This is a genomic window from Gordonia zhaorongruii (assembly GCF_007559005.1).
GTDB classification, from domain to species: domain Bacteria; phylum Actinomycetota; class Actinomycetes; order Mycobacteriales; family Mycobacteriaceae; genus Gordonia; species Gordonia zhaorongruii.
This window is the reverse complement of sequence record NZ_CP041763.1, coordinates 597160-611107: the sequence shown is the minus strand read 5'-3', so window position 1 is coordinate 611107 and position 13948 is coordinate 597160. Positions and strand designations below refer to the sequence as shown.

Genomic DNA, 13948 nt, shown 5'->3' with positions numbered 1-13948 from the left:
ATACCCAGGCGGGTGAACGCTTGCTCGACCTCACCCGCGGAATCTCGCATTACCAGCACGTGGATCGGCAGGAACCGCTGAAGCGGCCCGAGACGGGCGCGCATACGCGTCGGTGATGCGAGAGGTGGGGCGCAGAATACGAAACGTCCGGAACCACCAACGGTGATTCCGGACGTCTCGTCAGGTGCGAGAGGCTAGACGCCGAGGAGATCGATCACGAAGATCAAGGTCTTGCCCGACAGCCGGTGCCCGGCGCCCTCGGGTCCATAGGCCAGCTCCGGCGGCACGATGAGGCGACGACGTCCGCCGACCTTCATGCCGGGGATGCCTTCCTGCCAGCCCGGGATGAGCGCCTCGAGCGGGAAGTTCGCGGACTGGCCGCGGTCCCACGACGAGTCGAACTCCTCGCCGGTCTCGAATTCGACGCCCACGTAGTGAACATCGACCATTCCGCCGCGCTGTGCTTCGTCACCGTCGCCCACGACGATGTCGGCGATCTGGAGTTCGGTGGGGGCCGGACCCTCCGGGAACTCGACTTCGGGCTTGTCAGACATTAACGATCTCCCATCGCCACGTAGTCGCGCTCGGTGTAACCGGTGTACAGCTGGCGCGGGCGGCCGATCTTGGTGGTCGGGTCATTGTGCATCTCACGCCAGTGGGCGATCCAGCCGGGGAGCCGGCCCAAGGCGAACAGCACGGTGAACATGCGCGTCGGGAAGCCCATCGCGCGGTAGATGACGCCGGTGTAGAAGTCGACGTTCGGGTACAGCTTGCGCTCGATGAAGTAATCATCGCTGAGCGCGACCTCCTCCAGACCCTTCGCGATGTCGAGGAGCTCGTCCTCCACACCAAGCGACGCGAGGATCTGGTCGGCGGTCTCCTTGACGATCGCGGCACGCGGATCGTAGTTCTTGTAGACGCGGTGACCGAAGCCCATGAGCTTCACGCCGTCTTCCTTGTTCTTCACCTTGTCCATGAAGGCCTTGGTGTCGCCGCCGGAAGCGCGGATGTCCTCGAGCATCTCCAGCACCGCCTGGTTGGCCCCGCCGTGCAGCGGACCCCACAGTGCGTTGATGCCGCCCGAGATGGACGTGAACAGGTTGGCCTGCGACGACCCGACGAGACGCACCGTCGACGTCGAGCAGTTCTGCTCGTGATCGGCGTGCAGGATGAACAGCATGTCGAGAGCCTTGGCCACCTCGGGGTTCACCTCGTACGGCTCGGCCGGGAACCCGAACGTCATGCGCAGGAAGTTCTCGACGAGGCTGTAGGAGTTGTCCGGGTACAGGAAGGGCTGCCCCTGCGACTTCTTGTACGCGTACGCCGCGATGGTCGGCAGCTTGGCGAGGAGCCGGATGGTCGCGAGTTCGACCTGCTCCGGGTCCTTCGGGTCCAGCGAGTCCTGGTAGTACGCGCTCAAGGCGTTCACCGCGCTCGAGACCACCGGCATCGGGTGCGCATTGCGCGGGAAGCCATCGAAGAAGCGCTTGAGGTCCTCGTGCAGCAGCGTGTGCCGCTGGATGCGCGTGCTGAAATCCTCCAGCTGCGACGGGGTCGGCAGCTCACCGTAGATCAGCAGGTAGCTGACCTCGATGAACGTCGACTTCCCGGCCAGCTGGTCGATCGGGATACCGCGGTACCGCAGGATGCCCTGCTCACCGTCGATGTAGGTGATCGCCGACTTGGTCGACGCGGTGTTGACGAATCCACCGTCGAACGTCGTCATTCCGGTGGTCGACAGAAACGAGCCCAGTGCGACCGAGTCACTGCCTTCCGCCGCCTTCAGAATCGGCAGGTCGATCTTTCCACCGGGGTAGGTGAAAGTACCGGTCTGCTGATCGGTGGCGCCATTCTCCACGGACACACAAACCCCTTAACTATCGCGGGTGAGCAGTTGTTGGTTACAACCTAGTCGGGTTTCGACCCGGCTGCCTACTGAGGGTCCCTTGTCAGCACCACAGCGACAAATCAGGACAGCCGACGACTTTTCTCGTCGTCCGCTCAGCTTACTCACACCTCGGTAGCGTGTTTACATGCGCGAGCGACCTGCAGGCGACGACGGGCTCCTCCTCGATTTCGGGCAGGAGACCGACCCCGCACGGATCGCCTCGTCGGTCGCGAAGGCGCTCCGGGCCGCCGCAGCCGACGGCAGGCTCGAGATCACGGATGCCGTCGCCGGTGCAGAGACGGTTCTGGTGGAGGCACTCCCGGGGGCCGGCCTCAACGAACTCGGTGTCCGGCGGGTGGTTCACGACGTACTGTCGGCCGGCCACGCAACGCCACCTGCGGAGACGTTCACGGGAACCGCGGTCGACGTCCCGGTCACCTACGACGGCGCCGACCTCACGTCGGCTGCGGAGGGCGTCGGCCACTCGCCTGCACGGTTGATCACTGCGCACTCGGCGATCACCTGGCAGGTTCAGTTCATGGGCTTCGCACCGGGATTCGGCTATCTGGTCCCCCATCCGGCCTCCGATCCCGACGATGTGGCGGTACTCGCTTCACTCGGCCGACGGGACGAGTCCCGGACCGCGGTCCCGCCGGGATCGGTGGCGGTGGCAGCCGGGTACAGCGCGATCTACCCGCGAGACAGTCCCGGCGGCTGGCACCTCATCGGTCGGACGTCGCTGTCCATGTGGGACTCCGACGCGGAACCTCCGGCACTGCTCGCCGCGGGCGACCTGGTCCGGTTCACCGCTGCGGGAACGGACTCCCGATGACGCCGCCCGCCGTGTTCACCATCGGATCGGTCGGCCCCCTCGCCACCGCACAGGACCTGGGGCGGCCGGGGTTCGCTCATCTCGGTGTGCCCCGTTCGGGCGGCGCCGACCTCGGAGCGCTCACTGCGGCGAACCGCCTGGTCGGCAACCAGGCGAGCGCGGCGGTCATCGAGATCACCATGGGAGGCTTCTCGGCCCGCGTGCACGGCACGGCGCTCGTCTCGGTGACCGGTCCGGCGACCCGGGTACGTGTCGACGGTCACGACGTCGGCAGCCATTGCGCGGTCTCGCTGCGGAACGGCGAGACGGTCTCGGTCACCGCACCGCACCGAGGGTGCCGCAATTACATCGCAGTACGCGGCGGTTTCGACGTCTCCCCCGAGCTGGGCTCGCGGTCGACGGACACGTTGTCGGGGCTTGGCCCGGATCCGCTGCGCGTCGGCGACGAGATCCCGGTCGGCGATGAGTCGGGAGCGTGGCCTGCGGTGATGGTCGTCCCGCCGCCGCAACCGCCCGTGACGCCTGCAGTCGAACTGACGGTCCGCGCGGGCCCTCGGTCCGACCGGCTGGTCGACGCCGATCTCCTCCTGACGGGATCATGGCGGGTGAATCCGGCCAGCAACCGGATCGGAGTCCGGCTGGACCGGGCGCAGCACAGCACGGACCCGGCGCTCGAGCACCGCGATCTGCCCGACCTCCGATCCGAGGGCGTCCCGCTCGGCGGAGTCCAGGTCCCACCGAGCGGGCAGCCGGTTCTGTTCCTCGCTGATCATCCGGTCACCGGCGGCTACCCCGTCATCGGCGTGCTGACCCCGTCCGCGGTGGACCTCGCTGCCCAACTCGTCGCAGGCGACTCCGTCCGCTTCGTCGTCGGCTGAGAGTCGGCCGCCTCGCCCTCTCGCCGATCGAGCGCAATGCCCTCTCGCCGATCGAGGAAGGACGCTGCGAACGCAGTGAGCATCGACCATGTATCGAGATCCCCCGCACGGACAGCGGCGATCTCGATGCGCCCACTCAGTCGGCGGACTGCTCGCGCAACGACACCCGGTAGCGCCAGAAGGCGGGGACGGCGAAGGCTGCGATCACGGTGCCGATCACCACGGCGATGCCGCCCCCCGCCACGGTGGCCGCGGTTCCGGCAACGGCGGCGGTCGCGCCGTGCGAGACGTCGGCGATACGCGGCCCGCCTGCGACGATCACGATGAACACTCCCTGCAATCTGCCGCGCACATCGTCACTGGCCGCGGATTGCAGCATCGTCTGGCGGAAGGCCGCGGAGGCCATATCGGCCGCTCCGCCGATCACCAGTGCCACCATCACGATCGGGAGGATCGGCAGCACCGCGCCGTCTGCGAAGAACAACGCGCAGCCCGCCATCGTTATCGACAGACCCCACACGATGATGCAGATGACGACGGCCCGACCCTGCCGCCGAACCCGCGACACCCACCCGGACAGCACGCCGCCCAGGACCGCGCCCAGTGGGATCGCGATGAACAGGAGCGCGAACGCCACGCCGCCTTCAGCCGGCCCGCCGAAGTCCTCGTGGGCCATCTGCGGGAAGAGCGCACGGGGCATGCCGAACACCATTGCGATCAGGTCGACGACGAACGACATCAACAGCACCGGGTGCCCACGCAGGTAGGCCAGGCCGTCGATCACCGACTTCAGTCCCGGGGTCTGCGGCCGCTGTCCTTCGGGAAGGATCGGGCGCAATGCGGGGAGCCCGACGACCGCCCACAACGTGGCGAACAGGCAGATCGCGTCGACGAGGTAGAGCAGCGAGAAACCGAGTACCGGGATCAGCGCACCACCGACCAGCGGGCCGGCGATCGCGCCAGCCTGCATCACCGTCATGTTGAGGGAGTTCGCGGCGGGCAGTTGCTCCTCGGGCAGGATCCGAGGCAGGACCGCGGTGCGGGTCGGTTGATTCACCGCGAAGAACGCCTGCTGGACGGCGAACACTCCCAGCAGCAGCCACACGTTGTTCCATCCGGCGGCAGCCTGCACCCAGAACACGACGCTCGTCGCGATCAGCCCGACGGTGGTGATCAGCAGGATGCGGCGCCGATCGAAGACGTCGGCCAGCGCGCCGCCCCATAATCCGAAGACGACGAGCGGAACGAGTCCGAACACACCGGTGAGTCCCACGTACGCCGAGCTTCCGGTGATCGAGTAGATCTGCGCGGGCACCGCCACGATCGTCAACTGGGCACCGATGACGGTGACGATGTTGGCCCACCAGAGTCGGCGGAAGTACTGGTTGGCGAGTGGTCTGGTGTCTGCGAGGATGCGCGCCACGGTCAGGGCTGCAGTCTCTCCGCATGCCACCCGGCCGCACCGCGGACCACGCGAACCCGGTTGTGCAGCCGGTCGGCGCGCCCCTGCCAGAACTCGACGGAGTCCGGCTCGATCCGGTAGCCGCCCCACCGAGGAGGCACCGGTACGGGATCGGTTCCCTCGATGCCGCCGTGCTGCTGCGCGACGCGCTCCGCCGCCGCCTCGAGTGCCGCACGCGATTCGATGGGCCGCGATTGCGCCGACGCGTTCGCGGACAGCTGGGAGCCGCGCGGACGCGACTTCCAGTAGGCCTCGGTCTCCGCCGGATCGACCTTCACCACGGGACCGCGCACCGTGATCTGGCGTTCCATCGCAATCCACGGGAACGTCGCCGATGCGTACGGATTGGCCGCGAGTGCACGCCCCTTGTCGGAGTCGTAACCGGTGAAGAAGACGAATCCCGCATCGGTGACGCCCTTGCACAGCACGGTCCGGGTGGCGGGCCGTCCGTCGGCGTCGACAGTGCCGACGATCATCGCGTTCGGTTCGGTCACCCGGAATGCCAGCGCATCCACCAGCCATCGGTCGAACAGCCCGCGCCACAGCGGATCGCCGGTCAGCCAGGAGACGTCGAGGTCGGCGGCGACGCCGTCGGCGCCGGTCGCGTCCGCGGCGCCGTACCCGACGCGCATACGGGTCAGATCCATCGGGTCGCTCACGGATTGCATCGTAGAACCTCTGCGCACTCGCCGTCGCGTCAGATTCACCGCCCGGCCGCGCAGCAACGGATTCGGAGTCGATCCCGCCGGATCCCGCCAGAACCGATTTGGCCCCGGCAATCGATTCCGCGCGTAATCGATTGGATTCCACGTCGGCCAGGACCGACGATGTATCGATGCACACTCCGCTCGCCTGGACCGGGCGCATCGCCGGGCTCGCCGCGGGTCTGGTCCTGTACGGCGTCTCGATGGCGATGATCCTGCGTGCGGGACTGGGCAACATTCCGTGGGACGTCCTGCATCAGGGCCTCGCCGAGCACGTGAGCCTGTCCATCGGCACGGTGTCGATCATCGTCGGGGCGCTCGTGCTGCTCACCTGGCTTCCGCTGCGGCAACGTCCCGGTGCGGGCACGGTCGCGAACGTGATCGTCCTCGGGCTCACCTTCGACGTCGTCGCACCGCACCTGCCCGACCATCCCGGGTGGACTCTCGCCGTGCCGATGATGCTGGGCGGAATCGTGGTCAACGCCTTCGCGACCGCCCTCTACATCGGCGCACGGCTGGGCCCCGGTCCCCGAGACGGACTGATGACCGGGCTCGTCGCGCGAACCGGCTGGTCTGTGCGGGTCATCCGGACCGTGATCGAGATGGCCGTCGTCGCGATCGGCTTCGCGCTCGGCGGCACCCTCGGTATCGGCACCGTCCTTTACGCGTTCGGCGTCGGGCCTCTCATCCAGTGGTTCGCGCGGCTGATCCGGGCCGACCGTGCGGTGGCCGGACACCCGGATGCGCCACCGGCCCGTTCCCAGACAGACACTGTGTGACCGGGGCGATACGCTCCTCGTATGGCGAAGTACGAGCGCATCTTCCGCGGCGATTTCGACACCGTGCTCACCACGATCCACAACGGGATCCTTCGCGAGAGCATCTCGGCCGAGTACGAGGACGGATCCGACATCGAGCCGGCGGACAGCGGGGTCCGCTGCGCGGTTCGCGTCTACGAGCGGTACAGCTACCTCGGACAGAACCGGGTGAGCCTCAACGTCACACTCGTCGGTGCCGGTGAACGTCTCCTGTTGTCTGCCATCGCGGCAGGCGGCAGCCAGGCGATGTTCATGAAGATCAACACCATCGGTGAGGGGGATTTCCTGGACACGCTGATCGAGGTCGTCGAGCCGATCGCACAGGCCGCTCCGGACACCGACCAGGTGCCCGGCGTAAACTCTCGCCCATGACCGACAACGCGCCGATCACCATTCCCGCCGACCTCCTGCCCTCAGACGGCCGCTTCGGCTGCGGTCCCTCGAAGGTCCGTCCCGAACAGTTGCAGTCGCTGGTCGACACCGGCGCCTCGGTGTTCGGCACCAGCCACCGCCAGGCTCCCGTGAAGAACGTCGTCGGCTCCGTCCGCGACGGCCTGCGCCAGTTGTTCTCGCTGCCCGACGGCTACGAGGTGGTCATCTCCAACGGCGGTACCACCGCCTTCTGGGATGCCGCAGCTTTCGGCCTGGTCCGTGAGCGCGCTCTGAACCTCACGTACGGCGAGTTCTCGTCGAAGTTCGCCACGGTCACCAAGAAGGCACCCTTCCTCGCCGACCCGAAGGTCATCTCGACCGATCCCGGCACCGCCCCCGACCCGGCCGCGCTGACCGCTGACGATGTCGCGGGCGTCGACCTCATCGGCTGGGCCCAGAACGAGACCTCCACCGGCGTCGCGGTTCCCGTCCTCCGTCCGGAGGCCGCAGGCGATGCGCTCGTCGCGATCGACGCCACCTCGGGTGCCGGCGGACTGCCCGTCGACATCTCGCAGACCGACGTCTACTACTTCGCTCCGCAGAAGTCGTTCGCCTCGGACGGTGGTCTGTGGATCGCCATCATGAGCCCGGCCGCCCTGGCTCGCGTCGAGGAGATCAAGGCGTCCGAGCGCTGGTGCCCCGAGTTCCTCTCGCTGCCGACCGCCGTCGACAACAGCGCCAAGAACCAGACGTACAACACCCCGGCCGTCGGCTCGCTGCTGATGTTCGCGAACCAGATCGAGTGGATGAACTCCAACGGCGGTCTGGACTGGTGCGTCGCGCGTACCGCGGAGTCGAGTAACACCCTGTACTCGTGGGCGGAAGCAAGCTCGTACGCCAGCCCGTTCGCCGATGAGGCACACCGCAGCCAGGTGGTCGGCACCATCGACTTCGCCGACTCGGTCGACGCCGCAGCCGTCGCGAAGACGCTCCGCGCGAACGGTGTCGTCGACACCGAGCCGTACCGCAAGCTGGGCCGCAACCAGCTGCGCATCGGCATGTTCCCGGCGATCGAGCCGGGCGACGTCGCCAAGCTCACTCAGGCGATCGATTACGTCGTCGAGCGCCTCTGAGAGCTGGTCGGTTCCACCACGGTCGTCGCTCGAGGATCGAGCGGCCACCCCTCGCTGATTGAGCCGGACGGCGCGAAGCGCCGTCCGTGTCGAAATCCCCCATCACTCCACGTCACGGATCAGGGGTGGACACGCCGCGAACTCGCAGTTCGCCGCGTGTCCATCCCTGATCTGCTTGCCAGGTGATTTACCCTGGACGACAACGTCCGAGTACGTAGTGACCGGAGGAGGACCGGATGCGGAAGCTCAATGCCGAACGCTTCGATCCGGCCGACGGCGTCGTGGTGTGTGTCGACAACGAGTCGGGCGACGAGTTCGCTCTCGCCGTGGACGATAGATTGCGCGCACTGATCGAGCCCGCCGAACCGGAAGTCGTTGCTCCACCCGTCGAATCCGGAGCGGAACTCAGTCCGCGCGAGATCCAGGCCCGCGTCCGTTCGGGTGCGACCGTGGCCGAGCTCGCTGAGGTGACCGGCGTCCGCGAGGACAAGATCTACCGGTTCGCTCACCCCGTCCTCCTGGAGCGCTCACGTGCAGCCGAGCTCGCACGGGCGTCACATCCGGCCGGAATCGACGGGCCCAGCGTCAACACGCTCGGCGAGCTCGTCGGCGAATGCCTCGTACTCCGCGGCAACTCACCCGCCGAGGCCGCGTGGGACGCCTGGCGCCGCGACGACGGCCGCTGGGTGGTCCAGGTCGGATGGTCGGGCAACGTCGACCAGGAGTACGCCCACTGGCGTTTCAGTCCCGGCTCCCACGGCGGCACCACCGAGCCGTTGGACGATCTGGCGGTCGAACTCACCGAACCCGAACTCGCACGCAGCAATCGGCGCACGATGATGTCCGTCGTGCCGCCGGTTGAGGAGCCGCGCCCGCAGCGCGAGGTACTCCCCGATGGCCATGAGCAGGTCACTCTCGACGCAGATACCCTGATCCAGAGCCAGACCACGACCAGCCCGCTCGAACTCGATTTCGAGGACGAGCGCGCCACGAACGAGCCACCCAAACCTGCATCGCCGTCGGATCGTCCCCGCCATCGGAGCGGTAAACGGGCGACCCCGTCGGTCCCCGCATGGGAGGACGTACTATTAGGCGTCCGCAGCCACCCCGGAGAGTAAGTGTTCGCACACACCACCACCATCTGGTTCGTCGCCTGTCCTGATCCTGCCGAGCAGCTCCGCCGTGGGCTGGTCGCCGATCCGGATCGGACCGACGACTTCATCCGCCGCGCCTACCGAGGCGCCGTCCCGTCCGCGACGGCGTCGGCCGATCTCTCGTCGGTTCCCGCCGCCGACGACGTCGACGTGTTCGCCGCCCACTACGGCGACCTCGCCGTCCTCGCGGGACGGTCCCTGGCGACTACGTCGCCGGAGGAACTGACCGAGTTCGTCACCGGTCTGGAACCCGGCTGGACGGTCGTGCTCCTATCACTGGACCCGACCGCCTCGACCGGCGTGTTCGCCCGCTGGGAGGATGGCCGTCTGCTTCGCGCGTTCGCCGCCGACCCGGTGCGCATCCACGCTGACCACGGCGTCCCGTTTCCGTTCGAGAGCTCCTTCTGGGCGGGTGAGCGGCCACTCGAGTACCTGCCCGGCGTGGAACCCGATCCGCTCGACCTCCCGTTCCATCCCGCCGAACTGGCCGAGGAGGCCAATCGGCAGTGGCTCGGGTTCCGTTTCACGCCACCGGCGGCGGAGGGCGACACCGATCCCTCCCGGATCCCGTTGTTCACCTACCGGATCGGGTCCGACGGCACCGTCGCAGTTCCTGCGTCGGAGGTCCGTCCGGCGGAGCCGGCGCCGAGTCCGCAGAACGGCCCGTCTGCGCCCGGTGCATCGGACACCGGTGAAGGCACTCCCGACGCGACCCGGACCGCACCGATCGCGGTGACCCCCAACGGTTCCGACGATCTCAGCGCACCGTCCGCGCCGGCACCCGCGAACTCGGCGGCGAACTCACCGGCAGCGACCACGACCAGTGCGCCGAAGAAGCGAGGACCGGGCCCCATCTCCCGGTACTTCGGCTTCCGCGGGCGTCTGTAGCCTGCGCAGAAGTCAGTGCGCTTGGTCGGGATGCCCCCGACGAAGCGCATGGACTTCCAGGCCGCCGTCAGCTCCGCGGCCGCGATAGCGCCTCGTAGAAGGCGACGGCCGCCGCGGTCGCCACGTTCAGCGAGTCCGTTCCCCGGCTCATCGGAATGTGCGCTCGCACATCACATGAGCGCATCGTGTGCTCTCGCAGTCCCGGCCCCTCGGCGCCGACGAGGAAGGCGAGTTTCTCGGCGCTCAGCGCGTCCGACAGCGGGACGCTGCCCTCCCCTGGTGTGAGCGCGACGGTTTGAAAACCGTTCTCGCGCAACATGTCGAGATCGCCCGGCCAGTTCTCCGACTTCGCGAACGGAACGAGCAGCGCATGCCCCATCGACACGCGAACGCAGCGTCGGTACAGCGGGTCGGCGCATCCGGTGCCGAAGATCACCGCGTCGACCCCGAGTCCGGCGGCGTTCCGGAAGACGCTGCCGATGTTCTCGTGGTCGTTCACTCCTTCGAGGACGGCGACGGTGCGCGCCGAGGAGACGGCCTCCGGCACCGTCAGCATCGTCGGACGCCGCGCCGCGGCCAGCACTCCGCGGTTGAGGTGGAACCCGATCACCTCGGCCATCACCTCGGCGCTCGCCCGATAGAACGGGACTCCGGCCAGCGACGGATCCGTCAGGTCGTGCCCGTCCATCGACCGCAGTTCGCCGAGCCTGCGGTCGACACCGAGGAAGGCGTGCGGGGAGAAGCGCGAGGCGATCATGCGCTGCACGACGAGGACGCCCTCGGCGATCACGAGCGCCTTGCCGATGCGTCCGCCGGGCAGCGCGGGAAGGTCTGGGCGGCGGTCGACCGAGTTGAGGTCGCGGAAGTCGTCGACCCGTGGATCGAGTGGATCGGTGATGTCGATGACGTCGACGGATAGAGGCGCATTCACCTGCATAACGGTGGCACACCCCAGACATCGAACTCAAAGTGGCAAAATCGGGGGCGTGAACACGCACACGCTGACCCACGCGACAGACGCCGACTGGCCGGAGATCATCGATCTGGACGCCCGCGCGTTCGCCCTGCCTGCTCCGTTGCCGAACGCAGAGATCAAGGAGTTCCGGGCCAAGGTCCCCGACGAGGCGACTTTCTTGATCCGTGACCAGGGCATCGGCGCCGGCACCACGATCATCGCGTTCTCGCTGTATTACCAGCTTCCGCTCACGGTCCCGGGCGGGGCCGTCGCGTCGACCACCGGGCTCTCCTGGGTGTCGGTGTCGGCGACGCACCGTCGGCGAGGTCTGCTGCGCCGCATGATGGACGCCCACTTCGAGGCGTGGCGGGCCGGCGGTCATCCGCTGGCGATCCTGACCGCGACCGAGGGGACGATCTACGAGCGGTTCGGATTCGGTCCGGCCGCCTACGCGCACCACGTGCACATCGATCCGGCCAAGGCCACGTTCCGCGAGCAGCCGGGCGAGGACTCCAACGTTCGCTACGGCACTCCGGACGAGGTGCGCTCGCTGGTGCCCGAAGTGCACGCACGGTGGGCCGCCAACCGCAACGGCGCGATCGGACGACCCGACACCTGGTGGCCGTCGATCCTCGCCGACCGGAGTTTCCGGCGGAACTCCCAGACCTCCGATCTGCACTACCTGCTGCACAAGGACGGCTACGTCGCCTACCGGATCAACGCGCGCGACCGCACCGCAATGGTCGAGGACTTCGTCGCAGTCACGAGGGAGGCGCACGCCGACCTCTGGCGCGTGCTGACCAGCCTGGATCTGATCTCGTCGGTGCACGCTTCGCTGCCGGTGGACGATCCGCTGCAGTACCTGCTCACCGATGCCCGCGCCGTCGACATGAAGTCGCGCCCGGACGAACTGTGGATATCCATCCTCGACGTCGTCGAGGCCCTGGAACTGCGAACCTACGACACCGACGGCTCACTGGTTCTGGAGGTCGAGGACGGCTACTCGGACCGCGCCGGACGATACCGGCTGACCGTCACCGGAGGGCAGGCCACGGTGACGCGCACCGGGGATCCCGCGGACGTGGAACTCGACATCGCCGCACTGTCCAGCCTGTACCTCGGCGGAATCTACGCGCGCGAGTTCGCGGCCGCTGACCGGATCGAAGCGTCACCCGACTCGCTGCGACTCCTGACCCGCATGTTCACTCCGCCGGAAGCGCCCTTCCCCGGAACGTTCTTCTAGCTGTTGATGAGGTGCTCGATGGGGCCTCGCGCGAAGTAGACCACGAACAGGGCCGCGACCGCCCAGAGCAGCGGATGCACCTTGGCGGATCTTCCCGTTCGCCGACTGCAGGACGACCCATGCGATGAATCCGACGCCGAGCCCGTTGGCGATCGAGTAGGTGAACGGCATGACCACGATCGTCAGGAACGCGGGCAGCGCGTACTCGAAGCGGGTGAAGTCGATCTCGCGGACCTGCGACATCATCAGCGCGCCGACCACGACGAGGGCGGGAGCGACAGCTTCCATGGGCACGATCTTGTAGAGCGGTGTGAAGAACATGGCGGCCAGGAACAGCCCGCCGGTCACCACGTTCGCCAGTCCGGTGCGCGCTCCCTCGGCGATACCCGATGACGATTCGACGAACACCGTGTTCGACGACGACGAGGCGACGCCGCCGGCGACAGCGCCGGCACCCTCGACGGCCAGTGCCTTGCCGATGCCCGGGAGATTGCCGTCCTTGTCGGTCAGCCCGGCTTCCCGGCCCAGCCCGGTCATGGTGCCCATCGCGTCGAAGAAGTTCGACAGCACGAGCGTGAACACGAAGACGCAGGCGATCAGGATGCTGACGTGCTCGAAGGCTCCGGTGAAGGCCCCGAACAGGTCGACGTCGCCGACCAGCGAGAGATCCGGCAGCCCGCCGACGCCGTCGGGACTCTTGGGCACGTTCATCGCCCAGCCTCCGGACTCCGACGTCTCGAGATCGAGAAACGCCTCCACGACCATCGACACGATCGTCATCACGACGATTCCCAGCAGGATGCCACCCGGCACCCGGCGAACCACGAGTACGCCCATCAGCAGGACACCGACCGCGAACAGCATCGTGGGGACGGTCGCGATCGAGCCGTCGACACCGAGTTGGACCGGCGGACCGGTCTCGGCGCCGTGGGTGACGAATCCGGCGTTCGTGAGCCCGACCAGCGCGATGAACGCGCCGATGCCCGCGGCGATCGCGGCCTTCAGTTCATTCGGAACCGCGTTGAACACGGCGGTGCGCACGCCGGTCAGACCGAGGATGACGATGATGATGCCGTCGATGACCACCAGCCCCATCGCGGCGGGCCAGCTCATCTGGGGTGCGATCGTCACCGCGAGGAGACTGTTGATGCCAAGGCCTGCGGCGAAGGCGAACGGGAAGTTCGCGATCACGCCGAACAGAACCGACATGATTCCGGCCACGAGCGCGGTCACCGCGGTCACCTGGACGGGATCGAGTGCGTGGCCGAAGGCGTCCACGTTGGTGCCGGTGGCCGCGTCGCCGCCGATGATGATCGGGTTCAGGACGATGATGTAGGCCATCGCGAAGAACGTGACCAGGCCGCCGCGCACCTCTCGTGCGAGGGTCGAGCCGCGCTCGGAGATCTTGAAGTAGCGGTCGAGCACGCCGCCTGCGGGCTTTCCGGCGTCGCTCCCGGGAGCAGGGCCGGTCCCCGCCGCCTCGCCGGTCTCCGCAACACGGATCTCAGCGGGATTCATCCCAGTGGCATTCGCCCCAGCGGGATTCATCCCAGTGGCATCGGACCCGGCGTCATTCGCCCCAGGCGCATCTGTCATGGCTCACCCTTCGCACGGTGTTGAT

General features: G+C 67.7%; 13 protein-coding genes and 1 pseudogene. 8 read left to right on the top strand and 6 right to left on the bottom strand.

The window, feature by feature from the left end; all coding sequences use genetic code 11:
• Nucleotides 1–194: 194 nt before the first annotated feature.
• Together FO044_RS02760 and FO044_RS02755 are read right to left on the bottom strand one after the other, a co-directional pair.
• Nucleotides 195–554, bottom strand: a complete 360-nt coding sequence (locus tag FO044_RS02760; RefSeq protein WP_132993141.1) for an FKBP-type peptidyl-prolyl cis-trans isomerase — start codon at nt 552–554, stop codon at nt 195–197.
• Nucleotides 554–1864 carry a citrate synthase gene (locus tag FO044_RS02755; RefSeq protein ID WP_132993140.1) on the bottom strand — a complete coding sequence of 437 codons (1311 nt, stop codon included), beginning with the start codon at nt 1862–1864 and terminating at the stop codon, nt 554–556. The genes FO044_RS02760 and FO044_RS02755 overlap by 1 nt, the downstream gene beginning before the upstream one ends.
• Before the next feature lie 169 nt (nt 1865–2033).
• On the opposite strand from FO044_RS02755, the gene FO044_RS02750 reads away from it, so the two are divergent.
• Both FO044_RS02750 and FO044_RS02745 read left to right on the top strand, forming a co-directional pair.
• Nucleotides 2034–2720, top strand: coding sequence for a 5-oxoprolinase subunit B family protein (locus tag FO044_RS02750; RefSeq protein ID WP_132993139.1), 687 nt, complete (start codon nt 2034–2036; stop codon nt 2718–2720).
• Entirely contained in the window at nt 2717–3598 is an 882-nt protein-coding gene (locus tag FO044_RS02745; protein ID WP_132993138.1) for a 5-oxoprolinase subunit C family protein, read from the top strand. Before FO044_RS02750 ends, FO044_RS02745 begins: the two co-directional genes overlap by 4 nt.
• Before the next feature lie 136 nt (nt 3599–3734).
• Here the strand turns inward: FO044_RS02745 and FO044_RS02740 are convergent, their stop codons facing one another.
• Nucleotides 3735–5021: an MFS transporter gene (locus tag FO044_RS02740; RefSeq protein ID WP_132993445.1), complete on the bottom strand. Its 1287-nt coding sequence runs from the start codon at nt 5019–5021 to the stop codon at nt 3735–3737.
• 2 nt (nt 5022–5023) lie between these two features.
• On the bottom strand, nt 5024–5728 hold the full coding sequence (gene pdxH, locus FO044_RS02735; RefSeq protein WP_132993137.1) for a pyridoxamine 5'-phosphate oxidase: 705 nt from the start codon (nt 5726–5728) through the stop codon (nt 5024–5026).
• 167 nt (nt 5729–5895) lie between these two features.
• Between pdxH and yczE the strand changes: the two genes are divergently transcribed.
• The 5 genes from yczE to FO044_RS02710 all read left to right on the top strand — a co-directional run bounded on the left by yczE (nt 5896) and on the right by FO044_RS02710 (nt 10129).
• Nucleotides 5896–6543, top strand: a complete 648-nt coding sequence (gene yczE / locus FO044_RS14980) for a membrane protein YczE (RefSeq protein ID WP_165943080.1) — start codon at nt 5896–5898, stop codon at nt 6541–6543.
• A gap of 21 nt (nt 6544–6564) precedes the next feature.
• On the top strand, nt 6565–6954 hold the full coding sequence (locus FO044_RS02725; protein WP_132993136.1) for a DUF6054 family protein: 390 nt from the start codon (nt 6565–6567) through the stop codon (nt 6952–6954).
• Nucleotides 6951–8087, top strand: coding sequence for a phosphoserine transaminase (serC, locus tag FO044_RS02720; RefSeq protein WP_132993135.1), 1137 nt, complete (start codon nt 6951–6953; stop codon nt 8085–8087). Before FO044_RS02725 ends, serC begins: the two co-directional genes overlap by 4 nt.
• 236 nt (nt 8088–8323) lie before the next feature.
• Nucleotides 8324–9205: a septation protein SepH gene (gene sepH, locus FO044_RS02715; RefSeq protein WP_132993134.1), complete on the top strand. Its 882-nt coding sequence runs from the start codon at nt 8324–8326 to the stop codon at nt 9203–9205.
• Nucleotides 9206–10129: a DUF6928 family protein gene (locus FO044_RS02710; protein ID WP_132993133.1), complete on the top strand. Its 924-nt coding sequence runs from the start codon at nt 9206–9208 to the stop codon at nt 10127–10129.
• A 67-nt stretch (nt 10130–10196) separates the two neighbouring features.
• On the opposite strand, the gene FO044_RS02705 is transcribed toward FO044_RS02710, so the two are convergent.
• Complete coding sequence (locus tag FO044_RS02705; RefSeq protein ID WP_235831417.1) at nt 10197–11060, bottom strand: TrmH family RNA methyltransferase; 864 nt, start codon at nt 11058–11060, stop codon at nt 10197–10199.
• A 55-nt stretch (nt 11061–11115) separates the two neighbouring features.
• On the opposite strand from FO044_RS02705, the gene FO044_RS02700 reads away from it, so the two are divergent.
• On the top strand, nt 11116–12327 hold the full coding sequence (locus tag FO044_RS02700) for a GNAT family N-acetyltransferase (RefSeq protein WP_235831416.1): 1212 nt from the start codon (nt 11116–11118) through the stop codon (nt 12325–12327).
• Here the strand turns inward: FO044_RS02700 and FO044_RS02695 are convergent.
• A pseudogene (locus FO044_RS02695) lies at nt 12324–13845 on the bottom strand (NCS2 family permease). The gene FO044_RS02700 and the pseudogene FO044_RS02695 sit on opposite strands and share 4 nt — an antisense overlap.
• Nucleotides 13846–13948: the final 103 nt, after the last annotated feature.